The following is a 23,152-nucleotide window of genomic DNA, read 5'->3' as shown; positions in this document are numbered from 1 at the left end:
TTATTTTGCATGACAAGGATATATTCCTATCATAAATACATTCATCTATAACCCTCAGTTTTGGTTATAAATCCCCAACGCCTGCCACCACAAGGATTGTTGGGATCGTTTCCATTATCGGGAACGAAAACGCACGATTAGCTTTAGGATTTATCTTAGGTCCGTTCTGAAACAACGGTTAATCAGGAGATGCCATGTCTTTACTCAAGGAGACGCTTTTAGTCTTTACCGATCTGGATGGAACCCTGCTGGATATCCATACCTACGACTGGCGTCCCGCCTCTCCGTGGCTGGATAAGCTGCAAGACCATCAGATTCCGGTCATTTTGTGCAGCAGCAAAACGGCCGCTGAAACGCTTGAGATCCAGCAGGATTTGGGGCTGGAGGGCTTGCCGTTTATTGCCGAGAACGGCGCGGTGATTCAGTTGGATGTGCGTTGGGATGACCATCCCGATGCGCCACGGCTGATCAATGGCACGCCGCACAGCGACATTTGCGCTGTGATTAATCCGCTGCGCGAGCGCGACGGCTATAAATTCACGACGTTTGATGATGTTGATGAACGGGTTATCGGCGAGTGGACCGGGCTTAATCGTGAAAGGTCATCCCTGGCGCGACTGCATGAGGCGTCGGTGACCCTAATCTGGCGCGACAGCGACGAACAGATGACGAAGTTTGAGGCAGAGCTGGCTCAGATGGGATTTAAATTCATCCAGGGCGCACGGTTCTGGCACATTCTCGACGCGCGCGGCGGGAAAGATCAGGCGGTGAACTGGTTAATTGATGAATACCGCAAGCGCGAAGGTTTTGTGCCGACCACCATTGGCCTTGGCGACGGTCCAAACGACGCCCCGCTGCTTGATAACGTCGATTACGCCGTGGTTGTGAAAAGCATCAATCGACTCGGCATCCGGCTCCAGGAGGATATCCCGGAGCGGGTATATCACACTCAACAGGCAGGGCCTGAGGGCTGGCGAGAAGGGCTGGATCATTTTTTATCCGGACCGCGACACACCACCTGATTTCTCCCCTGCTGTTTCGCCAGATAGAGACGCGCATCGGCAATGGACTGCAATTGCTCAAAATCAAAACTGGCGTTCTCTTCCGTGCTGCTGACGCCAAGCGAAGCGCTAACCCGCGCCGTGGTGCTCTTCTTCACCAGGATCTCTTTTCGATGAATGGAGACCCGAATACGTTCCGCCACGCCAGCCGCCTGCTCCGCTGTCGCACCCGGCAGCACAACGCAGAACTCCTCACCGCCCACGCGCCCTGCCACATCGCTATTTCGCAACGCGTGCTTAATCAGCCGGGCCGTGTGGGCCAGCACTTTGTCCCCCGCCTGATGACCAAATCGATCGTTAATGCTTTTGAAATGGTCGAGATCGAGCTGAATGACCGAGAACGGCAGCTGCTGCTGACGGCACTCCTCGGCCAGAGCCTTTGCTCGATCAAAGAGCGCACGGCGGTTGTTGAGCCGGGTGAGCGGATCGTGCCAGGCCTGCCACTGCAATGAATTTTGCAGCGTGTACATGTTGCTTACCATCCGACGGATCACCAACCACGAAATCAACAGCGTCGCGGTAAAGAGCGCCCACAGCGATGCCAGGGCAATACTGATACTGCCAAAATCGCCCCGAACGCCCTCTTTGAGAGAGTGGACACGCAGCACCAGCCCATCAAAGTGTTCCAGCCGCTCCCAACTGATGAACTGCGTGCTCAACCGCAGACCTCCCTGAGTATCGCTCTCCACCGCATGCGCGATTTGAGCGAGTTCTTGCGCATCAAGCTGAGTGACGCGTTCGGTGTTTTCTTCAGAGGTCGCAATCAGATTGAGGCGGTTGTCATACAGCTGGTATTCACCATCTTTGTGCTGATCAACGGCGTCCATCAGCAGCTGGGTCATGGTTGGCAGCGTGAAATCCATCGCCAGTACACCATACCAGTAGTTGTCCTGATACACCGGCACGCTGGCGGTGATCAGACGTTCATTTTTTCCAGCGGTAAAGGGAGCCATAAACCAGCGCACCGCACGTGCTCGATTGCCGCGGTCAGTCTGTTGGGTGAACCAGGGGCGCGTTACCAGATCGTAGTAGCGGGATATGATGGACGTGTTAAGCGCGGCGGGCAGCGTCGAAACAAAAAATCCCGCACGCGAGACGTATGTGACGCCCTTTTCTTTATTGTTGGCGTGCGAGACGGCGAGGCGCAGTAAATAGCCCACCTCCAGTGCAGCGGAGAGTTCTCTGCCGATCCGCTTATCATCGCGCACCAGAAGTGTTGTTTGCGTCACCATGCCATCAGACACGCCGTTTATCGGCAGCGCACGCCGCTGCTCAACTTCCAGCTGCCAGAAGGGTTTTGCACGCAGAGTGTTAAAATTCTGGACCGCATCTTGTAATACGCGAAAACCAAGCGGCGTTTGCAGCGCATCACCCATGCTCTGACGGAAAAAGAGCAGTTTATTGACACTGTACTGGAGCTGCCGGTCCAGCGTGTTGGCTACATTTTGCAGATGATTTTGCTGGCTTGAAATATAAGCCTCTTCCAGCACAACGACTTCTCGCCATGTCAGAATGGTGGAAAAAATGAGGACGACCAGAAAACACGCGTTAACAATTTGACCGGGGTGGTGACGTAACCGTTCCAGCAGATTTTTCTTGATGACAAAGGTATCGCGCTGCACACAAACTCCCTGATCACATCTTTACGCTACGCATCATACCTAAGCCCGACGGTCCGATACATTAAGACAAGTGTCGCCTGAAGCGATAGCCAACAAAAAGCCCGGACATGCCGGGCTTTACGTGATTAAGCCGTCTCGCGTCGCTGCGGTTTGTCACCCGGCAGTAGCTCCTCTTCACGAAAAGCTTCTCGCTTGATGCCAAAACCGTCGTGCCACCGGCATTCCACCATGCCACTGGAATATCCCGTGACAATCATACGTGGGCCACCGTTTTTAGGCTTAACTTCATCACTGACCACAAAGACCATAACCGCCTCCAGTATCAGGGTGAAACTGTTTCAATCTAGACGAGGAATGGCCCTTTTTCCATAGCGCGCAAAGAACAATTAGTGCGAAACACCGCGCAGTTTTGCGATACCTTTCACGCCCGCGATGACGATGACACCAATAATAAAGCCAATCACCAGGTTCACGATCGTCGGTAAAATGGCAGACATCACACTCCCCTGTCCTTGCGCAAAATGTTCAATGGCGTGGTGCAGCGGTGCAATACCATGCACCACAATCCCACCGCCCACCAGGAACATCGCCAGCGTGCCGATCACCGACAAGCTTTTCATTAGCCATGGCGCCAAAACCAGCAATCCTTTACCGATGATTCTTGCCAGACTATTGGATTTATCCACCAGCCAGTAGCCCATGTCATCGAGCTTAACGATCACCCCGACAAGGCCATAAACGCCAATTGTCACGGCAATCGCGATACCGGAGAGCACCAGCACCTGATTCAGCAGCGGGGCTTCTGAAACAATCCCCAGCGTGATGGCGACGATTTCTGCCGACAGAATAAAATCGGTACGAATTGCGCCTTTGACCTTATCGCGTTCAAAGGCGAGCGGGTCCTTCGCGGCGAGCGCCTCCAGGCGCTGCTGGCGAGCCTGCGGTGTCTCCTCATCCTTACGTGAGGCAAAAGAGTGCAGCACCTTCTCAACGCCCTCATAACAGAGGAACGCACCGCCTATCATTAACAGCGGCGTGATGGCCCACGGAATAAACGCGCTGATCAGCAGCGCCAGCGGCACCAGAATCACCTTATTGAGAAGTGACCCTTTTGCCACGCTCCACACCACGGGCAGCTCACGGTTGGCGCGAACGCCAGACACTTGCTGTGCGTTAAGCGATAGGTCGTCACCCAATACACCGGCCGTCTTTTTCGCGGCCAGTTTCCCCATCAGCGATATGTCGTCCAGCAACGTGGCAATATCATCCAATAATGTTAATAAGCTACTTCCTGCCAAAATCTGATCCTTCTTATTTTGATAATTAAGTGAATAGTATGGAGTAAAAATCAGAACCTCGAAACCCATGCCTTAAGTCAACAAATAATTCACATCATTGATACAACTAAAGCACTCGCCAGCACGATAGTTTTGACGTTTACTATGAGCGACCTTTTTAATTCGCCGTGAGGGACTATGCGTTTCAGGCAACTATTACCGCTTATTGGAGCACTTTTTTCGCTCTATATCATTTGGGGTTCCACCTATTTTGTCATTCGCGTCGGTGTGGAAAGCTGGCCCCCGCTGATGATGGCGGGCATCCGCTTTTTATCGGCTGGCGTATTGCTGCTGGCCTTCTTACTGCTCCGTGGTCATCGATTACCCCCGCTGCGTCCGATGATAAACGCGGCGCTGATCGGCCTGCTCCTGCTCGCTGTCGGCAATGGTTTTGTTACGGTGGCAGAGCATCAGAACGTGCCGTCAGGCATTGCGGCGGTGGTGGTCGCGACGGTTCCCCTGTTTACGCTGTGCTTTAGCCGTCTGTTCGGCATTCGCACCCGCAAACTGGAATGGATGGGCATTGGTATTGGCCTGGCGGGAATTATTTTGCTTAACAGCGGCGGCAACCTGAGCGGCAATCCGTGGGGAGCGCTGTTGATCCTGATGGGTTCCCTGAGCTGGGCGTTTGGTTCCGTCCTGGGGTCGCGCATCGAATTACCGTCCGGGATGATGGCGGGCGCTATTGAGATGCTGGCAGCGGGAATCGTGCTGTTAGTTGCATCAACGATCACAGGTGAAAAACTCACGGCCATGCCGGGTCTTTCTGGTTTCCTGGCGGTGGGTTATCTGGCCATTTTCGGCTCGATTATCGCCATTAACTCTTATATGTTCCTGATCCGTAACGTCAGTCCTGCCGTCGCCACCAGCTACGCATACGTAAACCCGGTGGTGGCCGTGCTGTTAGGGACAACGTTTGCAGGCGAGACGCTGTCATCGGTCGAGTGGTTAGCGCTGGGTGTTATTATTATGGCGGTGGTGCTGGTCACGCTCGGGAAATACCTTATCCCGGCTAAACCCATTATTACACCCTGTGAGGTGGAAAAACCGTAAGCAGATGAATTCCTGACGTATCGATCTGCGCGGCCTGACCGCCGCCGCAGATCCACTCTTCCAGACGCTCCGTCAGCGCAGCATCATCAAGCTTTAACCTGCCGCGCAGCGCGCACTCCCAGACAATCAGCACTCGCCATCCGCTCACCGTCAACGTGGCGACATCGCGCCTGTCACGCTCGACGTTTTTACCGATTTTTGCCAGCCAGAATTCGGTGCGCGTGGCAGGCACTTTGAACAGATAACAGTCGTGATGATGCCAGAAACAGCCGTGGGTGAAGATGATGCACTGATAGCGATCCAGCACAAAATCAGGCCGCCCCGCCAGCGCAGCATCCTGAACGCGAAACTCAAAACCCGCTTGCGTTAACAAGCCTGAAAGCCGTTTTTCAATCGCCGTATCACGCGTGCCGATAGCACGCATGTTTTTGCTGCGCGTCGCCTTACTGTGCACATCCGTCATTGACGGCCTCACCCTGGCGCAATTTGACAGCCTGTTTAATGCGTGATTCCAGCAGTTTTGCCACCGCTGCAAACGCCGGGACGACCACGGAATTACCAAACTGCCGATAGGCCTGGGTATCAGAAACCGGAATACGGAAGCTGTACCCCTGGGGCGATTCAAATCCCATCAGGCGCGCGCACTCACGCGGCGTCAGCCGACGCGGGCGATGGCGTTGGTTCTGCGGATCGTCAAAATTGATCTCGCCAAGGGCTTTATCCCAGCCCCGGTCAATGAGGATCTCAGCGCCGTCTTTGTAATAGCGCGCCGACAACGTGCGGGTGACGCTGTTTGGATTGAGCGGGTCAACCATCCCAAAACCAAAGCCGTTGCCCTTCGCCTGATGCTTTTTGGCATAGCGATAGAGATATTTCCACAGCACCGGGGTCAGGATGAATTTGGCATCAAATGCCGGTTCCAGGAGCTCCGCCACGGACGGTCGATGTGCCGGATAAAGCGAGGGAATATCCCGCAGGGTAAAATCACCTTTCAGGTTTAAATCACGGCGAAACCCGACCAACACAATCCGCTCGCGATGCTGAGGCAAGAAATGTTTGCCATCGATAATTTTGGGATCGTTCGCACCCATATTCTCGGCATCGGCCACGTCGTAACCCAGTTCATCAAGCGTTTGCATGATAATGCGGAAGGTTTTCCCGCCGTCGTGACTCTTGAGGTTTTTGACGTTTTCGAGCACAAAAACAGGCGGGCGGCGTGCGTCAATAATGCGCACCACGTCAAAAAACAGCGTGCCTTGCGTATCGCAGGCAAAACCATGGGCACGTCCGAGGGCGTTCTTTTTGGACACACCCGCCAGCGAAAACGGCTGACACGGAAAGCCCGCCAGCAGGACATCATGCGCTGGGATGGTGCGTCGGATATGGTCAGCCGCTTCAGCATCCGTGACGCCGCTTTTATGGCTTAACGTGACATCGCGGATATCTTCATTGAACTGATGGGTGTTGGGATCGCAGTACCAGTTTGCTTTATAGGTGCGCACCGCGTGTTTGTTCCATTCGCTGGTGAAGACGCACTGCCCGCCAATCGCCTCAAAACCATGACGTATGCCACCGATGCCCGCAAACAGATCGACAAAGCGGAACGCATAATTAGGATGAATAGCCGGTGGGCGTGGAAGCAGATTTTGCAGGAGAGCAAATTCCCCCTCGCTCAGTCGATGGCCTGCCCGCTCGCTCGAAACCAGCCGCTTGAGGATCGCCGGGCTCCAGTGGCTCTCGCCTTGTGCATTCAGTTGGTTGACCAGCGTTTTGGCATCATAGATGGTCAGCAGCTTGCACAGTAAATCCTGCACCGTTGCCGTTGATTTCTCTGCCAGCAATAGTGCGGGCTCAGTCACTGATAGTTTTTCCTGCATACCTTCAACCGGACGAAAAAGACTGGGAACAGATTACCATAGTTCAGCGTGACAGACTGCGCTGGAATCGGCTCACTACCTGTGAATCGATGCCAAGACAATCGCCCTGCAATTCAGCGCTCAGTTTCGCCATAAAATGCACCAGGAAATCGGCGTTATGACGCGCAAGCTCTCGGCCCATTTCGGTTTGCATGGTATCCGGCAGACGCAGGAGCTTGGTCTGGAAATGGTCGAGCGCAAAGGTTTTATCATTCAGTTCACGCGATTCAGCAAAGGGATCATCGGCATTAAACAGGGCAACGCCCAGCGCCCCTGAAACCGCAAAGACGCGAGCCAACCCGATCGCGCCGAGGGCCTCTAACCTGTCGGCATCCTGGACAATTTTCGCCTCTAGGGTTTGCGGCGCAACGCCCGCGCTAAAGCTGTGCGCTTCGATCGCGTGCTGGACGGCAGGGATACTCTCCTCGGGAAAATCGGGGAAAGCGTCGTGCAGAATTTGGCTGGTTTTGCGCGCCGCAAGCCGCGAGGATTGCCCGCGCTCGGGGTGATTTTTTGGCAGGCTGACAATATCGTGGAAATAACATGCCGTAAGAATCACCAGCGGGTCGATGAGTTGCCCTGTCATCATCCGCTGCGCCGCCATCCACACGCGGCGAAAATGCGAAATGTCATGCGCGGTATCATCCGTGTCATGATTTTCTGAAAGCCAGTTTTCGAAGCGGTGCTGCCAGTGGGTAAGCGCCATGATCCCTCCTTCATTAAAGCGTCCACCATAGCAACTTTCTGCCGCCCTAACACGCGTGGTTTACCCAGCGATTTACGACAAATCAATTTCATTTGACTCATCTCTAGCCTTGCATTTCAGAATTTATGTATGGAAATTCATTGATCATTTAAAAGCACCAATAATAAACACATCAAAATTTAATATATTAGCCTCTGTAAAATTCACCCAAGAAATAACCCAGCCCTCAGCAACATTTAGAATTAAATAACATCATTTAATTACATATATTATTGAAACTTAATTCCATGATTCGAATAGTATCGCCGATGTAATTGCGGAGGGTGATTACGTTTATTCACATGAGTGATATTAAAAAGGAATATATAATGAAAAGAAAAGTATTGGCTATTATGGTGCCTGTTTTACTGGCCGCAGGTGCCGCGAACGCAGCAGAAATTTATAACAAAAATGGCAATAAATTAGATCTTTACGGCAAAGTGGATGGTCTTCATTACTTCTCTGATGATATTGGCGCGGATGGCGATCAGTCTTATGCACGTCTGGGCTTCAAAGGCGAAACGCAAATCAATGAACTGCTGACGGGTTACGGCCAGTGGGAGTACAACCTCCAGGCCAATAATACCGAGAGCGCAACTAATCAGTCGTGGACGCGTCTCGCGTTTGCGGGCCTGAAGTTTGGTGAATATGGTTCATTCGATTACGGCCGTAACTACGGCGTTCTGTACGATGTTGAGGGCTGGACAGATATGCTGCCAGAATTCGGCGGCGACACCTACAGTAAAGCGGATAACTTTATGACCAACCGCGCCAACGGCGTGGCGACATACCGCAGCACGGACCTGTACGGTCTGGTGGAAGGTCTGAACTTCGCATTGCAGTATCAGGGTAATAACGAAAGCGCGGGCAATGGTAACGAAGGCACCAATAACGACAACGGTCGCGATATTCGTCATGAAAATGGTGACGGTTTCGGTATTTCTTCAACCTACGATATTGGCATGGGCTTTAGCGCCGGTGCAGCGTTCGCCTCGTCTGACCGTACCACCGATCAGGTAAATTCCACCACGGCGGCGGGCGGTGAACAAGCAGAAGCCTGGACGGCGGGTATTAAATATGACGCCAACAATATTTATCTGGCGGCGATGTATTCTCAGACCCGTAATATGACGCCGTATGGCAATAAAAACTCCGCCGTCGCGAACAAAACCAAAAACTTTGAAGGCACCGCACAGTACCAGTTTGATTCTGGTCTGCGCCCGGCAGTGTCTATCCTGATTTCTAAAGGACAGGATCTGAATACCGCTTTTGGCAGTGAAAAAGATCTCGTTAAATATGCGGATGTGGGCGCAAGCTATTATTTCAATAAAAATATGTCTATTTATGCAGATTATAAAATTAACCTGCTGGATGAAGACGACATGTTCTATCAGGCGAATGGCATCAGTACCGATGACATCACCGCGGTAGGCATGGTATATCAGTTCTAATCTCCATAAATATCAAAGGCCGCAGCTGCGGCCTTTTTTATTAGCCGTACCTTTCAATTACGGCGCTTCCTGTAATGCAACGCGGATAAAACCGTTATTCTGCTCCAGCAAATCGCGTGCTTGCCAGGCATCCAAACCGGTCATGACCATCAATACGGCTGTTTTGCAATGCTGATTACAACTTTCCAGCGCCGCTTTCGCCACGGTACGCGTACATCCGCCCGCCTCCATCACAATCGCGATTTGTCTCTCGGCCCAGCGGGTACTTTTGGCCTCGAGATCCACACGCATATTGCTGTAAACGCGCCCTGAACGGACCGCTAATCCGGTCGAAATCATATTCAGGATCAGTTTTTGCGCCATCGCGGCTTTGACGGTATGAAAACCGGCTACCACATCTGCGCCCGTTTGCGGAGCAATCACCCAGCTCGCCAGCTGCGCCGCTTCACTCTGCTCGTCGCGGGTAATAATGGCAACAGGCGATCTCAGCGACCAGGCATGTCGCATTGCCCCCCAGACCCACGGCGTTTTACCGCTGACCGTCAGCGCCAGCATCATATCGTGCTCACCAAAGTTAATAGCCTGTAAGTCGGCTACACCACGGTCATAATTTGCCGCGCCGTCTGCGGCCTCAAGCGCTATGACAGGATGTTTGCCTGGGGCAAATTCTAAGGCAGCCTGGAGCGCCGCGCGGCCAGACGCTCCTGCACCAACCATCACCAGCCGGCCACCGTGACTCAGGGTTGCGGCCGCGTTGTCGACCACGTGGGCAATGACGGATAAAAAGGGTGTGATGGATTCGGTTATTTTTTTATCATCCTGATGAATCACATTCAGCATGTCCAGGGTCGACAACCTGTCGATATCCGCCGTATCCGCGTGACGTCTTTCCTTGACTAAACCGTTCAGCTTAACGCTCATAAACTGCCTCCTTGTATGAATTCCCTTACACTATAAAGTGTTTTATATAGGTCACCTGCGAGGGGGGTCACGAAAAGGTATGTATTCGTAAGCTTTTACATGACTTTAAGAAAGCGCCGTCATCAGCGATAATTACCCCTTAATAATTAGCCATGGAGTGCGGATGAGCGATGTGCAGCCTTTAGTCATGACGCGCAAGCGCCCAATGAAACTCAACACGCTGGTCACACTGATGGTCAGCAGTGTGATTGGATCGGTGTTGCTGGTCATCTTTGCCCTCTACTTTATGCAGATCACCAAGGCGACGCGAGACGGCGTGAAAGACACCGCGCTTGCCATCGCCAGAACGCTGGCCGACAGTCCTGACGTAAAGCGTGGCCTACTGTTATCCGCACAGAAAAGTCAGATTCAGCCTGTCGCAGAAGCTATCACCCGACGCAACGATCTGCTTTTCGCCGTGGTCACCAACATGCAGGGTGTACGGTATTCTCATCCAGATAAGAGCCTGATCGGCAAGAAGTTTATCGGTGAGGATCTTAAACCTGCGCTCGCCGGAAATGAAAATGTGTCGGTAAACCACGGTGTGCTGGCAGAAGCCCTGCGCGTTTTCACGCCGGTTTATGACGACCAGCACCGGCAAATCGGGGTGGTGGCGATTGGCATATCGCTCAATAAGGTGGATCAAGAGATCAGCCGCAGCCGTTGGGGTGTTATCTGGACGGTATTATTCAGTGCGTTGATGGGTACTCTGGGAACCTGGGGCCTGGTACATTTACTGAAACGCATTCTGTTTGGCCTTGAACCTTACGAAATTTCCGCTCTGTTTGAACAACGCCAGGCGATGCTGCAATCCCTGAAGGAAGGCGTGATTGCTATTGATAGTCAGGGTCGCGTGACAATGATTAACCACACCGCCCGCCAGATTCTGCTTCTGCCAACCCACAGCGCGGAAATGCCCCATCACGTTCCGATGCTCGCCTCGCTGCGCAGGGTATCGCAGACGGGTAAGGCATTGCAGGATCAGGAGATTGACTGTAACGGCCGGCTGCTGCTCTGCAACACCTTTCCTGTCAAAAGCCAGAACGCAGTGATTGGCGCAATCAGTACGTTTCGTGACAAAACCGAGATCCGGGAATTGATGCAGCGAATGGATGGGATGGTGAGTTACGTGGATGCGCTGCGGACCCACTCCCATGAGTTTATGAATAAGCTGCATGTGATCCTGGGGCTCCTGCACATGAAGCGCTACGACAAGCTCGAAGAGTACATTATCCAGACGGCGCAAAATTATCAGACGGATATTGGCGCCATTCAGAACAAAATCAAATCTCCAGTGATTGCCGGTTTTCTGCTGGGGAAAATAAATCGCGCCAAGGAAGCGGGTATTAGCCTGACGCTGGCGGAAGAGTGTCAGGTGCCGGATACCCCAAATACTGAACACGTGACGGTGCTGATCACGGTGCTCGGTAACCTTATCGAAAACGCACTCGACGCGATGACAGACCAGCCCGAAGGCGAAATCAGCCTGCTGATGCATTATCAAAACGGCTGGCTAAGCTGTGAGATTAGCGATGATGGTCCCGGTATTGACCCGTCGCGTCTGGCACACATTTTTACTAAAGGTTTTTCGACGAAAGGCGAAAACCGAGGTGTGGGATTATTTCTTGCCCGCCAGCAGCTCGAAAAACTCGGCGGTGAAATCGTCGTGGAATCAGAGCCTGGCGTGTTTACTCAATTTTTTGTTCAGATCCCCTGGGATAGCGAGAGGAAAATCGCGTGATAAATGTCTTAATTGTCGATGATGATGCCATGGTGGCTGACCTTAACCGACTGTATGTGAATCGTGTTGAGGGTTTTAGCTGCTGCGGCGTCGCCTCCACGCTCAGTCAGGCCCAGGCCATCATTAGCAACCCCGCTCAGGCTGTCGATCTGGTGCTGCTGGATGTCTATATGCAGCAGGATAATGGTCTGGATTTGCTGCCGATTATCCGTGCTTCAGGCCGCGCCATCGATGTGATCATGATTTCGTCGGCCTCCGATGCCACCACCATTCAGACCTCTATGCACTATGGCGTGGTGGATTATTTGATTAAGCCGTTCCAGTTTCCGCGTTTTGAAGAGGCGCTTAACGGCTGGAAGGAAAAGAAACATCTGATGGGGTCACATCAATATTATGAACAGGCAGACGTTGATCGTCTGCTGCACGGCGGCGCGCCGGAGCTGGCAGACAGCAAGCGCCTGCCGAAGGGCTTAACCCCGCAGACGCTGCGCACGATTTGTCAGTGGATTGACGGGCATCCCGACACGGAGTTTTCCACCGATGATCTGGCGAACGCGGTCAGTATTTCACGCGTATCCTGTCGTAAGTACCTGATTTGGCTGGCACAGATTACAATTCTATTTACCAGCATTCATTACGGGGCTACCGGTCGTCCGGTGTATCGATACCGGCTCCAGCCGGAACAAATCGGGCTACTCAGACAATATTGCCAGTAAGGCGATAGCGGTTGTCGAGCAGCGTGAAACGAAAGTGACGCATGGACGAGAATACAATTTCACGTGCTTTGGTCACGAAAATCGCTTCAATGTCTGGCCGCGCACGCAGCGCGGCACAGCCTTTCTCAACGCCCAATCCGTAAACGAGCGTGGTCCAGAGATCGCCGTCGATGGAGTCCGTCGAGATGACGGTCACGCTGTCGAGTTCATTGTCCAGCGGATAACCGGTGCGCGGGTTTAAAATGTGGTGATAACGCGTGCCGTCGCGTTCGAAATAGCGCTCATAGGTTCCCGATGTCACCACCGATTTGTTTTCAATTTGCAGCGAACCGATTAGCGCATCCGCAGCGTCGAACGGTTTTTTAACCCCGACCGTCCAGCCCCCTTCAGGCGAGCCAAGCGTCTGGATGTTCCCACCCAGATTGATTAACCCCAGCGTTTCGCCCTGTTTGCGCAGGAAATCCCTTACCCGGTCAGCGATATAGCCTTTAGCGATCGCGCCCAGGTCGATCTCCATTCCCGATCGAGTAAGAAACACGCTGCATGACGCCTCATCCAGCACGACTTCCATCGGATCGGTTAACGCCAGCAGCGTATTGATTTCATCGGCAGGCGGGACGCTGTCGCCCTGAAAACCAATTTTCCAGCATTTAACCAGCGGACCAATGGCCAGATTAAATGCGCTGTTTTCCAGCAAACTGGCCGCTTTTGCACAGCGAATCAATTCAAATACCGGACGGCTAACGGCGACGGGGTGCTTCCCAGCGGCGAGATTTATATCCATCACCTGGGAGCGCGCGCGGTTCACGGTCAGTAAATCTTCGTACTGTTTGATTAAGCGAAAAACCTGCGCGGCAAGCGCTTCGTTGTGCGAGAAGAGTTTGAGGAGAATGGGAGAGCCCATCAGCACGGCGGAATAACTGTAGACGCGGTCGTCATCTGGCATGGGAGTGGCTCCTGACGGTAGCTCTGACAGGCAAACGCTGTCGGGGAAATGACCGGAACACCGCGTTCCGGTCAACCATAACGGCTCAGCCAGGCTTTTTCGAACGCATTGCCGCCTGATGTCCGGCAAGCGTACCAAAAATAATGATATCTGCCACCGCGTTACCGCCAATTCGATTCCCGCCGTGAATACCACCGACCACTTCACCCGCTGCATATGCACCAGGAATGACGTTATCGGCGCTATCCAGAACACAGGTTTCCGGATTGACAGTCACGCCGCCCATGGTGTGATGCACACCGGGGGCGATGCGGATCGCGTGGAATGGCCCTTCGTTGATCGGCGCACGCAGCGCAGTGGTGCGACCGAAATCATCATCGTGCTGCTTTTCAACAAACACGTTATAGCGTTCAAGCGTCGCCAGGAACGCGTGGTGATCCATACCCAACGCCTCCGCCAGCGCTTTCGGCGAGCTGGCGCTGGTCACCAGGCCTTTGGCGATGTATTCATCGGCGGCTTTGTTTTTTGCCCGAACGTGCTCATCAAAAACGATGTACGCGTATTTCTCAGGCAGCGCGATAATGTGAGCCGACACTTTGTCGCGGGTCTCCATCTCGTTGAAGAAACGGTTCCCCTGCTGACTCACGAGAATCGCGCCACCGCCGCGAATGGATTCAGAAATCAAATATGAGGTGTTCTGCTCAACGGTTGGGTGAATTTGAATTTCGCCCATATCCACGGTCCCGGCGCCAATACGTTCCAGCAATGCAATCCCGCCGCCCGTCGCGCCTTTGTGGTTCGTGGTCACAAAACCGTCCAGATCCGGGCGATATTTCACCACCATCTGGCTGTTGGCGCTAAACCCGCCGGTCGCTACGATCACGCTTTTGGTAGTGACGGTGACGGTTTCATTCTCTTCCGTGGTCAGGCGCACGCCCGTCACTTCCCCGTTTTCGACAATAATATCGCTCACAGAAGTGTCCAGCATCACGTCGATATGCCGTTTATTGACGTTGCGCACCAGACCGCTTACCAGATAACCGCCCACTGCAGAACCATCTTTTGGACGGTGCGTACGATCGATGCTCATCCCGCCGGTCGTGGTGATGTCATTAAGCATAATGCCGCGCGTTGCCAGCCATTCGATTGCCTCTGGCGCGTTTTCCACAAAGCGGCGCAGCAGTTCCGGGTTGTTCCTGTTCTGCCCACCTTTTAGGGATTCCTGATAAAACAGTTCTTTGCTGTCCTGAATCCCTTTGACCTGCTGGAAGCGGGTTTCCGCGGCATTCATCCCCGCAGACGCTTTAATGGTGTTCCCGCCAATGGTCGGCATTTTCTCGACAATCAGCACGCTCGCCCCGTCGTCATAAGCCTGAATCGCCGCCGCCAGCCCTGCACCACCGCTGCCCACCACCACAACATCAACACATTTCGCCGCGTTAGGGTCGACGCCCTCTTCTGCCGCCAGGGCTTTGGAGGATTTCACCATCGCTTTCGAGACGGCTTTTTTCACTGCTTCGCTCTGGCTGGTCGCGCCTGTAATGGCGTCAACATGAGGGGTATTTGCGTCGAGAATACGGCTGCGGATCTCCTCAAAACTGGTCACGAACTCCACGTCGTGGTCGGGACCGGATGCCAGCGCAATGTCACTGATACGATCGGTTTCGAGGCTGACACTGACCACCAGCTCGCTGGCGTCATCCTGGACCGTTTCGATAAACGTGCCGGGCTTGAATTTTGATTCGCCCATGCTCATGTCGCGGATCATCGCTTCCACCAGCGAGAAACGCCACAGCGGCTCCGGAATGTGCAGCGCTTCTCGCCTGGTGCTGTCCATAAACAGTTCCAGCGTTTCACCCTGACCAATGCGATCGGTCCAGTCCGGATAGGCGATCGTCGCGCGTCCCACCGCGATCAGGTCGTAGCCGTGATCAATTGCCTCGTTCACATCAGCGGCATTGACCACGCCGCCTACGCCCATGACAGGGATTTGCGCGAGCGTGTCTGAACGCATGGCGCAATATTTTTCGATAAGTGGCGTCGGATCCTGGGTATCGACAATCGACGGGCGCAGCGTCGCGCCGACTGAAAAGTGCAGATAATCCACCCCACGCGCCGCCAGTTTTTCCAGCAGGTACATCGTGTCGTCGAAGCGGATGCCTGGCACTTCCATCTCTTCCGGGGAGAAGCGGTAGCCAATGATGAAGGCGTCATCCGCGTACTGACGCACCATTTTGTGGGTGATGTCCAGCACCGCCAGCGGGAATTTGGCGCGGTTGTCGCGACTGCCGCCCCACTCATCATCGCGCTGGTTGGAGTTCGGGGAGTAGAACTGCTGGATTAAATACGTGTTTGCACCATGAATTTCAACGCCATCAAAGCCCGCCTGAATAGCGCGACGAACGGCGTCACCAAACTTGCCGACCATCGCACAGACGTCTTCACCGCTCAATGCGACTGGCGTGGCGGCCCCCTCACGCGGCGCGGCAACGGCACTTGGCCCCACTGGCGTGCGCCCGCCAATCAGCTTCGGGTCAACCATACGGCCGCCATGATAGATCTGCAGCAACGCTCTGGAACCTTTCGACTTAATCGCATCGGCAATTTTTGCCAGACCGGCGATTTTCTCGTCATTATCAATGCCGATTGCGCCGGGGAAAGCCAGTCCTAAATCATCCACAAAGCAGCATTCAACGATGATGGTCCCGATGCTACCTGAACGCGCGCGATAGTATTCAACCAGCTCGCTGGTGACCGTCCCGTCGTAATACCCCGTGCAGGTGGTCATTGGGGCCATTAACAAACGGTTTTTTAACTCGGTGCCATTCGGTAATGTGAACGGGCTTAGAATGCGTTCGTTAGTGCTCATAATAGAAACTCCAAACTTTAAAAATGAAATTCAAGAATTCTTTATCGGTCCGGTTTATGGTTAATTTTTTTTGCCGATGTCATGATATTAATATAACGCTATTTTTAGTTACTAAAGTTATTACGTTAGTTAATAAACTATTTAATCCCTTCGATAACATAAATAATACATTGGTGTTAGTGAGTTTAATGTTGATTGTTTACATTCAAATTAAAGAAGTTAACTTTTCCGTTACTTAACGCGAAAGTCATATATAAATAAAAACCCATAATATTCAATAGTATAGTAAAATTAATCGTTTATTAAATACATATATCAAGAAAAACAACCTTAATTTGAACGCTATATCCACATAACTCAATGGGGTTATTAATTAATGCCTAAAAATACAACCGCAACTCCCGTTTCATGATCCCGATCAATAGAATCCACCTTTAAAAGCGCAATATATAAATATCACTATTTTTTAATTCACCGCATTCCATTTTGCGTTGGATTGTTATTTTAGAAATAAGAAACCCGGGCCTTAAATAACTAAAGAAAGCAAAAAAACTTAAAAAAGACCTCGCACTTATTTCTGACAAACCGTATTCCTGACAACTTAAGACGCAAACTATGAATGATAAAACTGCTGTAACGCCCCTGGCGGCGAGCAAACCAAAGGATGGTCAAGCACGCCGTCTTTTCATGATGGCGCTGCCCATTATTGTGGCCATTCTGCTGTTATTTGTACCGGTGCCCGATGGGCTTCCGCCTTATGCCTGGCACTACTTCGCCATTTTTGTAGGGGTGATCGTCGGTTTGATTTTTGAACCGCTGCCGGGCGCAGTGATTGGCCTGACCGGCGTCATCGCCATCGGTCTGTGCAGTCAGTGGGTGCTGTTCAGCCCGGAACAGCTGGCCGATCCGTCGTTTAAGCTGGCAGGAGCCTCGTTTAAATGGGCGGTCAGCGGCTTTGGTAACTCCACCGTCTGGCTGATTTTCGGTGCCTTTATGTTCGCGGCAGGGTATGACAAAACGCGCTTTGGCCGCCGTCTGGCGCTGATCCTGGTGAAATATCTGGGTCGCCGCAGCCTGACGCTTGGGTACGCCATAACCTTCGCGGACCTGCTTCTGGCACCCTTTACGCCGTCCAACACCGCACGAAGCGGTGGCACGATCTACCCGATTATCGCCAACCTGCCGCCGCTGTACGGCTCAAAGCCTAACGATCCCAGCGCACGTAAAATCGGTTCATATCTGATGTGGGTCGCGATTACGGCGGCGTGTATTACCAGCTCAATGTTCCTGTCTGCGCTCGCACCCAACCTGCTGGCACTGGCGCTGGTAAAAAGCATCGTGGGTATTGATATCTCCTGGGGCACCTGGTTTATCGCCTTCCTGCCGGTGGGCGTGCTGCTGATTTTGGTGATGCCGCTGCTGGCGTACTGGTTCTATCCGCCGGAAGTGAAAGTGAACGACGAAGTACCGCTTTGGGCAAGCCGTGAACTGGAGAAACTGGGCAAACTGTCGCGCAATGAAATCCTGCTGCTGGTCTTTGTGTGCTGCGCATTGATGATGTGGATTTTCGCGGCCGCGTGGATCGAACCCGCCATGGCAGCGCTGTTAATCGTAGGCCTGATGTTGTGGACGGGCGTGCTGGAGTGGAACGATATCACTGGCAACAAAGCCGCGTGGAACACTTTCGTGTGGTTTGCCACCCTGGTTGCTCTGGCCGACGGTTTGTCCTCCACCGGGTTTATTAGCTGGCTGGGTAAAGAGGGCGGCATGCTGATGAGCGGCATCTCTCCAGGCACCGCCACCATCGTGCTGCTGCTGGCGTTCTATCTGCTGCACTACCTGTTTGCGAGCACCACCGCGCATACCACTGCGCTGTTACCTGCCATGCTCACTATCGCCGCCACAATTCCGGGCATCAATATGGAGGTGTTCGTCCTGCTGATGGTCACATCGCTTGGCATTATGGGGATTATTACCCCCTACGGCACCGGCCCAAGCCCGATTTATTACGGTAGCGGCTACCTGCCAACCAAAGATTACTGGCGTCTCGGCACCCTCTTCGGCGCGATTTTCCTGGCCGCACTGCTGCTGATTGGGTATCCGTGGATGTCCATGATGTTCTGATTCCTGACCGCCGGGCTCAACCTCCGGCGGTTTAATTTTTGTGGAGCAACACGTTATGTCGAACAAACCCTTTTATTATCAGAATCCCTTTCCGCTCGATCACGACGACACTGAATATTATCTGCTGACCAAAGATCATGTCTCCGTGGCAGAGTTTGCGGGCCAGGAAATTCTAAAAGTCGCCCCAGAAGCCCTGACGCTGCTCGCGCAGCAGGCTTTCCACGACGCGGCCTTTATGCTGCGACCCTCGCACCAGAAACAGGTGGCGGCCATTCTTCACGATCCCGACGCCAGCGAGAACGATAAATACGTCGCGCTTCAGTTCCTGCGTAATTCGGAAATCGCAGCCAAAGGCGTGTTACCGACCTGCCAGGACACGGGTACGGCCATCATCATGGGAAAAAAAGGCCAACGCGTGTGGACCGGCGGCGGTGACGACGCCGCGTTAAGTCAGGGCGTGTACAACACCTATACCGAGAACAATCTGCGATACTCGCAAAATGCTGCGCTAGATATGTACAAAGAGGTGAATACGGGGACCAACTTACCGGCGCAAATCGACCTGTATAGCGTCGATGGTGATGAGTATAAGTTCCTGTGTATGGCAAAAGGCGGCGGCTCCGCCAACAAAACCTATCTGTACCAGGAAACCAAAGCGCTCATTACCCCTGCGAAATTGAAAAATTATCTCGTGGAAAAAATGCGCTCACTGGGGACCGCCGCCTGTCCGCCGTATCACATCGCGTTTGTCATTGGCGGTACGTCAGCAGAAAGTACGCTGAAAACCGTCAAACTGGCGTCAACCCGTTACTACGATGGGTTGCCAACGGAGGGGAATGAGCACGGTCAGGCGTTCCGTGACGTTCAGCTCGAACAGGCACTGTTACAAGAAGCGCAGAATCTCGGCTTAGGTGCGCAGTTCGGCGGTAAATACTTTGCCCATGATATTCGCGTGATTCGACTTCCGCGCCACGGGGCCTCCTGCCCTGTCGGCATGGGCGTCTCCAGCTCGGCTGACCGCAACATCAAAGCCAAAATCAACCGTGACGGGATCTGGATAGAAAAACTGGAGCACAATCCGGCGCAATACATTCCTGAATCGCTGCGTGAGCAAGGTGAAGGCGACGTTGTCAGCATCAATCTGAACAGTTCGATGGAGGAGATTCTGGCGCAGCTTTCTGCACATCCGGTTTCCACCCGACTGTCGCTGAACGGCACCATCATCGTGGCGCGCGACATGGCCCATGCGAAGCTCAAAGAGCTTCTCGATAACGGCGAAGAACTGCCGCAGTACGTAAAAGATCATCCGATTTATTACGCGGGCCCGGCGAAAACGCCTGAAGGTTATGCATCCGGTTCATTAGGCCCCACCACGGCAGGTCGTATGGACTCGTATGTGGATTTACTGCAATCGCACGGTGCCAGTATGGTGATGCTCGCGAAAGGCAACCGCAGTCAGAAGGTAACCGATGCTTGTAACACCCACGGCGGGTTCTATCTCGGCAGTATCGGCGGCCCGGCAGCGGTGCTGGCGCAAAACAGCATAAAAAATCTGGAATGTGTGGCGTACCCGGAACTGGGAATGGAAGCGATCTGGAAAATCGAAGTCGAGAACTTCCCGGCCTTTATTCTTGTCGATGATAAAGGCAACGACTTCTTCCAGCAGATTCAGAACAAGCAGTGTGCGGGATGCTCTCAGCGTTAATCCGCTAGTTCACCTGATAAGCCAGGCGTGATGCCTGGCTTTTTTTAATCAAAAAGACGCTCACGTAAGGCATGGGCGGCCCCGGAAGATGCTGATTGAGTTCACATATATTGTGACGAAGCCGTAAAGAGCTATTCGTTCGCGTAAGCAGAGTGATATGGTGCTCGTCGCACAGCATGTATTCAGAAAATAACCAGAAAGAATGCTCGGTTACGATAACGTGGCGGAGAGAGGGGATTTGAAACTCTGGTAACGTTGCCCCTACTCTCGTTTTCGAGACAAGTCTGTTCAGCCATTCCGGCATCTCTCCGCTATAGTGGTTGCCATGATGCCAGGTAATTTGGCATGTTAAGGGATCCTAACCCTGCAATTTTATTCATGTGACGAGTTTGCGAGCGAAGCGATGATTAAGTGGCCCTGGAAATCGAACGAAACCGCACCTGGCGCGCCATTACCGTGGGATGAAGCGTTGGCAATTCCTGTCCTTGCCAGCCTTTCAGCGGATGAGCAGAGCAGATTGGTTCAATTAGCCGATCGCTTTTTGCAGCAAAAACGTCTCGTCCCTCTTCAGGGATTCGAGCCGGACGAACTAAAAAGCGCGCGTATCGCCCTGTTGTTCTGTTTACCCGTACTGGAGTTGGGCATTGAATGGCTGGACGGCTTCCACGAAGTATTAATTTACCCGGCACCGTTCGTGGTCGATGATGAGTGGGAAGACGATATTGGGCTGGTTCACAATCAGCGCGTGGTTCAGTCCGGACAGAGCTGGCAGCAAGGCCCGATTATCCTCAACTGGCTTGATATTCAGGATTCGTTTGACGCCTCCGGTTTCAATCTTATCGTTCATGAAGTGGCTCATAAACTGGATACCCGCAACGGCGATCGCGCCAGCGGCGTGCCGTTTATCCCGTTGCGTGAAGTCGCAGGCTGGGAACACGACCTGCACGCGGCGATGAATAATGTTCAGGATGAAATCGATCTGGTCGGCGAAAGCGCGGCCAGCATTGATGCCTACGCCGCGACCGATCCCGCGGAATGCTTCGCCGTGTTGTCAGAATATTTCTTCAGCGCACCCGAGCTTTTTGCCCCGCGTTTTCCGGCGTTATGGCAGCGTTTTTGCCATTTCTACCAGCAAGATCCGATGCAGCGTTTGCGTGAGAATGCAGGCTATGACGGTAACGCATCTCCACAAGTTCACTAAAAGCACAGGTTGAGTCTTAATTAATCAGTTGAATCAGCATGTTGAATTTAGTGTTGACACAAAATAGCGAGGCCATTAACATGCGCCTCGTTCACACGATTCCTCTGTAGTTCAGTCGGTAGAACGGCGGACTGTTAATCCGTATGTCACTGGTTCGAGTCCAGTCAGAGGAGCCAAATTAGAAAAGCCTGCTTAAGGAAACTTAAGCAGGCTTTTTGCTTTTAGAGCTTTCATGACGCCAATACGCGAAAAGGACACGTTACAGTACGTGCCCTTTTCACCGGCTCCTAACACAAGCTACTCATTGCCCCACTGGTTCAGGAACGTCGCTATCTCATCGATACGTTCATCTTTGATGCCCGCTTCACTGGCCATCTCCTGCTGGGCAGTTTCACTGATCTCTTCGTTATTCATCAAACGGGTGATCAGCAGTTGGAAATAGTGCGCCAGCGGTTCGCGCTCTGATTCGCTCACCGGCGCAGCGGTTTCCTTGGAATACTCATCCGCGATGTCAAAATATTTAAGTGGAATTTCATTGGTCATAAGTGGCCCCAGGGGTTAACGCCTAATTAAGAGCTTGCGAGCGGATACACCGGCCCCAGCCTCACGAAGAGAGCCATGATAACGCGTCATCATGGAGGTGTCTCAGATGGATGCTGAAACATGACTCATTTTGCGGCGTATTCATCGTCGAGGCCGATTAAATTGCGACTTACCTTGGTTTACCCCATGACCGACGATTAAATCTGATAATCAATCGCCACGTCTTCCGATTCCATCACCTGCCGTTTAATTTCATCAACCGACAGCCCCGCATTACATAACTCGATGAAGCGCCAGACGTAGTTGCGTTGCAGCTGCCCACGCTTCAGTCCCAGCCAGACGGTATTGGCGTCAAATAAATGCCGGGTATCGAGCCGCACCAGATCGCTAGACTCATGCTCCCCACCCGATTGTTCCGCGACAATACCAATCCCCAGCCCCAGTTCAACATAGGTTTTGATGACGTCCGAATCCTGCGCACTCAGCACCACATCCGGGGTTATCCCCTTCCGGTTGAATGCCTCGTCGATACGCGAGCGCCCGGTAATCCCCTGTCGATAGGTGATGAGCGGCCATTTGCCGATCGCGTCAAGCGTCAAAGGGGAGACCTGATTTAAGGGGTGGTCTGAGGGCAAAAGCAGGCTGTGATGCCAACGGAACCACGGGAAGGCCACCAGCAGCGGGTCGTTACTCAGGCGTTCGCTGGCGATACCGATATCCGCCCCGCCATTTTGCAGCAGCACTTCAATCTCCTGCGGCGTGCCCTGAATCAGCTCAAGACGCACTTCCGGGAAGAGTTCGCGGAAAACCTTGATCACCGGCGGCAGACTGTAGCGCGCCTGGGTATGCGTTGTTGCGATGGTCAGCACGCCTGACGCATCGTTGGTAAAGAGGTCCGCCAGCCGTCGTACGTTGCTGGCTTCGTTAAGAATGCGCTCTGCGATAGTCAGGAGCGCCTTACCTGGCTCAGTCATGCCCAACAGACGTTTACCGCGACGGATAAAAATCTCAATGCCCAGCTCTTCTTCCAGCTCGCGAATATGGCGGCTGACGCCCGACTGAGAGGTATAAAGCATGTTGGCGACTTCGGTCAGGTTGAAATCCCGCCTGGCCGCCTCACGGATAATTTTAAGTTGCTGGAAATTCACGATTCACCCCGGCG

General features: G+C 53.0%; 19 protein-coding genes and 2 tRNA genes. 9 read left to right on the top strand and 12 right to left on the bottom strand.

Annotated elements, in window-relative coordinates; all coding sequences use genetic code 11:
* Positions 1-194 precede the first annotated feature (194 nt).
* The gene (locus tag AC0LWE_RS13395) at positions 195-1,022 is read left to right on the top strand and encodes a mannosyl-3-phosphoglycerate phosphatase-related protein (protein ID WP_059179612.1); all 828 of its coding nucleotides are present in this window, start codon (positions 195-197) and stop codon (positions 1,020-1,022) included.
* Here the strand turns inward: AC0LWE_RS13395 and dgcQ are convergent.
* The 3 genes from dgcQ to AC0LWE_RS13380 form a co-directional block, all read right to left on the bottom strand.
* Complete coding sequence (gene dgcQ, locus AC0LWE_RS13390) at positions 989-2,683, bottom strand: cellulose biosynthesis regulator diguanylate cyclase DgcQ (protein ID WP_202667578.1); 1,695 nt, start codon at positions 2,681-2,683, stop codon at positions 989-991. The two genes, AC0LWE_RS13395 and dgcQ, sit on opposite strands and share 34 nt — an antisense overlap.
* Before the next feature lie 125 nt (positions 2,684-2,808).
* Positions 2,809-2,991, bottom strand: a complete 183-nt coding sequence (locus AC0LWE_RS13385) for a YodC family protein (RefSeq protein WP_059179610.1) — start codon at positions 2,989-2,991, stop codon at positions 2,809-2,811.
* A gap of 78 nt (positions 2,992-3,069) precedes the next feature.
* Positions 3,070-3,981 (bottom strand): DUF808 domain-containing protein, encoded by a 912-nt coding sequence (locus tag AC0LWE_RS13380; protein WP_059179805.1) that lies wholly within the window; start codon positions 3,979-3,981, stop codon positions 3,070-3,072.
* A gap of 177 nt (positions 3,982-4,158) precedes the next feature.
* Here AC0LWE_RS13380 and yedA point away from each other — a divergent pair, with 177 nt between their 5' ends.
* The gene (gene yedA / locus AC0LWE_RS13375) at positions 4,159-5,073 is read left to right on the top strand and encodes a drug/metabolite exporter YedA (RefSeq protein WP_059179609.1); all 915 of its coding nucleotides are present in this window, start codon (positions 4,159-4,161) and stop codon (positions 5,071-5,073) included.
* On the opposite strand, the gene AC0LWE_RS13370 is transcribed toward yedA, so the two are convergent.
* From AC0LWE_RS13370 to AC0LWE_RS13360, 3 genes are read right to left on the bottom strand one after another with little or no spacing between them, the layout of a single operon-like run.
* Positions 5,045-5,536, bottom strand: coding sequence for a very short patch repair endonuclease (locus tag AC0LWE_RS13370; protein ID WP_219347617.1), 492 nt, complete (start codon positions 5,534-5,536; stop codon positions 5,045-5,047). The two genes, yedA and AC0LWE_RS13370, sit on opposite strands and share 29 nt — an antisense overlap.
* Positions 5,517-6,950, bottom strand: coding sequence for a DNA cytosine methyltransferase (locus AC0LWE_RS13365; protein WP_202693069.1), 1,434 nt, complete (start codon positions 6,948-6,950; stop codon positions 5,517-5,519). Before AC0LWE_RS13365 ends, AC0LWE_RS13370 begins: the two co-directional genes overlap by 20 nt.
* A gap of 43 nt (positions 6,951-6,993) precedes the next feature.
* Entirely contained in the window at positions 6,994-7,695 is a 702-nt protein-coding gene (locus AC0LWE_RS13360) for a phosphohydrolase (protein ID WP_219347616.1), read from the bottom strand.
* 368 nt (positions 7,696-8,063) lie between these two features.
* On the opposite strand from AC0LWE_RS13360, the gene ompC reads away from it, so the two are divergent.
* A complete protein-coding gene (gene ompC, locus AC0LWE_RS13355; RefSeq protein ID WP_202667574.1) occupies positions 8,064-9,185 on the top strand; it encodes a porin OmpC in 1,122 nt (373 codons plus the stop codon).
* A 57-nt stretch (positions 9,186-9,242) separates the two neighbouring features.
* Here the strand turns inward: ompC and AC0LWE_RS13350 are convergent, their stop codons facing one another.
* On the bottom strand, positions 9,243-10,106 hold the full coding sequence (locus AC0LWE_RS13350) for an N-acetylmuramic acid 6-phosphate etherase (protein WP_219347615.1): 864 nt from the start codon (positions 10,104-10,106) through the stop codon (positions 9,243-9,245).
* A gap of 163 nt (positions 10,107-10,269) precedes the next feature.
* Between AC0LWE_RS13350 and AC0LWE_RS13345 the strand changes: the two genes are divergently transcribed.
* Together AC0LWE_RS13345 and dcuR are read left to right on the top strand one after the other, a co-directional pair.
* Complete coding sequence (locus AC0LWE_RS13345) at positions 10,270-11,886, top strand: sensor histidine kinase (protein WP_234593046.1); 1,617 nt, start codon at positions 10,270-10,272, stop codon at positions 11,884-11,886.
* The gene (gene dcuR, locus AC0LWE_RS13340) at positions 11,883-12,602 is read left to right on the top strand and encodes a two-component system response regulator DcuR (RefSeq protein WP_059179602.1); all 720 of its coding nucleotides are present in this window, start codon (positions 11,883-11,885) and stop codon (positions 12,600-12,602) included. The genes AC0LWE_RS13345 and dcuR overlap by 4 nt, the downstream gene beginning before the upstream one ends.
* Here dcuR and AC0LWE_RS13335 read toward each other — a convergent pair.
* Both AC0LWE_RS13335 and AC0LWE_RS13330 read right to left on the bottom strand, forming a co-directional pair.
* Positions 12,583-13,548 carry an FAD:protein FMN transferase gene (locus tag AC0LWE_RS13335; RefSeq protein WP_219347613.1) on the bottom strand — a complete coding sequence of 322 codons (966 nt, stop codon included), beginning with the start codon at positions 13,546-13,548 and terminating at the stop codon, positions 12,583-12,585. The two genes, dcuR and AC0LWE_RS13335, sit on opposite strands and share 20 nt — an antisense overlap.
* Before the next feature lie 85 nt (positions 13,549-13,633).
* Positions 13,634-16,417 (bottom strand): flavocytochrome c, encoded by a 2,784-nt coding sequence (locus tag AC0LWE_RS13330; protein WP_219347612.1) that lies wholly within the window; start codon positions 16,415-16,417, stop codon positions 13,634-13,636.
* A gap of 615 nt (positions 16,418-17,032) precedes the next feature.
* On the opposite strand from AC0LWE_RS13330, the gene AC0LWE_RS13325 reads away from it, so the two are divergent.
* Together AC0LWE_RS13325 and fumA are read left to right on the top strand one after the other, a co-directional pair.
* A complete protein-coding gene (locus AC0LWE_RS13325) occupies positions 17,033-18,541 on the top strand; it encodes an anion permease (protein WP_202666283.1) in 1,509 nt (502 codons plus the stop codon).
* Between the two features lie 55 nt (positions 18,542-18,596).
* A complete protein-coding gene (fumA, locus tag AC0LWE_RS13320) occupies positions 18,597-20,246 on the top strand; it encodes a class I fumarate hydratase FumA (protein ID WP_474265545.1) in 1,650 nt (549 codons plus the stop codon).
* A 221-nt stretch (positions 20,247-20,467) separates the two neighbouring features.
* Here fumA and AC0LWE_RS13315 read toward each other — a convergent pair.
* Positions 20,468-20,556 (bottom strand) — tRNA-Ser (locus tag AC0LWE_RS13315).
* Between the two features lie 93 nt (positions 20,557-20,649).
* On the opposite strand from AC0LWE_RS13315, the gene mtfA reads away from it, so the two are divergent.
* Together mtfA and AC0LWE_RS13305 are read left to right on the top strand one after the other, a co-directional pair.
* On the top strand, positions 20,650-21,447 hold the full coding sequence (gene mtfA, locus AC0LWE_RS13310) for a DgsA anti-repressor MtfA (protein ID WP_219347611.1): 798 nt from the start codon (positions 20,650-20,652) through the stop codon (positions 21,445-21,447).
* A gap of 100 nt (positions 21,448-21,547) precedes the next feature.
* Positions 21,548-21,623 (top strand) — tRNA-Asn (locus AC0LWE_RS13305).
* A 121-nt stretch (positions 21,624-21,744) separates the two neighbouring features.
* Here AC0LWE_RS13305 and AC0LWE_RS13300 read toward each other — a convergent pair.
* Positions 21,745-21,990 (bottom strand): DUF2543 family protein, encoded by a 246-nt coding sequence (locus AC0LWE_RS13300; RefSeq protein WP_059179590.1) that lies wholly within the window; start codon positions 21,988-21,990, stop codon positions 21,745-21,747.
* 197 nt (positions 21,991-22,187) lie between these two features.
* Complete coding sequence (gene cbl / locus AC0LWE_RS13295; protein ID WP_059179589.1) at positions 22,188-23,138, bottom strand: HTH-type transcriptional regulator Cbl; 951 nt, start codon at positions 23,136-23,138, stop codon at positions 22,188-22,190.
* Positions 23,139-23,152: the final 14 nt, after the last annotated feature.

Source organism: Lelliottia sp. RD5 (assembly GCF_056032945.1).
Note: the sequence above shows the minus strand (reverse complement) of the source record. Positions and strands in the feature narration are given on the sequence as shown.

Excerpts from the sequence above, each read along its gene's own strand:
- mtfA (WP_219347611.1), top strand. The coding sequence starts at position 20,650 with ATGATTAAGTGGCCCTGGAAATCGAACGAAACCGCACCTGGCGCGCCA.
- AC0LWE_RS13360 (WP_219347616.1), bottom strand. The coding sequence starts at position 7,695 with ATGGCGCTTACCCACTGGCAGCACCGCTTCGAAAACTGGCTTTCAGAA.
- AC0LWE_RS13350 (WP_219347615.1), bottom strand. The coding sequence starts at position 10,106 with ATGAGCGTTAAGCTGAACGGTTTAGTCAAGGAAAGACGTCACGCGGAT.
- AC0LWE_RS13395 (WP_059179612.1), top strand. The coding sequence starts at position 195 with ATGTCTTTACTCAAGGAGACGCTTTTAGTCTTTACCGATCTGGATGGA.
- AC0LWE_RS13335 (WP_219347613.1), bottom strand. The coding sequence starts at position 13,548 with ATGCCAGATGACGACCGCGTCTACAGTTATTCCGCCGTGCTGATGGGC.
- AC0LWE_RS13365 (WP_202693069.1), bottom strand. The coding sequence starts at position 6,950 with ATGCAGGAAAAACTATCAGTGACTGAGCCCGCACTATTGCTGGCAGAG.
- yedA (WP_059179609.1), top strand. The coding sequence starts at position 4,159 with ATGCGTTTCAGGCAACTATTACCGCTTATTGGAGCACTTTTTTCGCTC.
- AC0LWE_RS13300 (WP_059179590.1), bottom strand. The coding sequence starts at position 21,990 with ATGACCAATGAAATTCCACTTAAATATTTTGACATCGCGGATGAGTAT.
- fumA (WP_474265545.1), top strand. The coding sequence starts at position 18,597 with ATGTCGAACAAACCCTTTTATTATCAGAATCCCTTTCCGCTCGATCAC.
- AC0LWE_RS13345 (WP_234593046.1), top strand. The coding sequence starts at position 10,270 with ATGAGCGATGTGCAGCCTTTAGTCATGACGCGCAAGCGCCCAATGAAA.
- AC0LWE_RS13385 (WP_059179610.1), bottom strand. The coding sequence starts at position 2,991 with ATGGTCTTTGTGGTCAGTGATGAAGTTAAGCCTAAAAACGGTGGCCCA.
- ompC (WP_202667574.1), top strand. The coding sequence starts at position 8,064 with ATGAAAAGAAAAGTATTGGCTATTATGGTGCCTGTTTTACTGGCCGCA.
- AC0LWE_RS13370 (WP_219347617.1), bottom strand. The coding sequence starts at position 5,536 with ATGACGGATGTGCACAGTAAGGCGACGCGCAGCAAAAACATGCGTGCT.
- AC0LWE_RS13330 (WP_219347612.1), bottom strand. The coding sequence starts at position 16,417 with ATGAGCACTAACGAACGCATTCTAAGCCCGTTCACATTACCGAATGGC.
- AC0LWE_RS13325 (WP_202666283.1), top strand. The coding sequence starts at position 17,033 with ATGAATGATAAAACTGCTGTAACGCCCCTGGCGGCGAGCAAACCAAAG.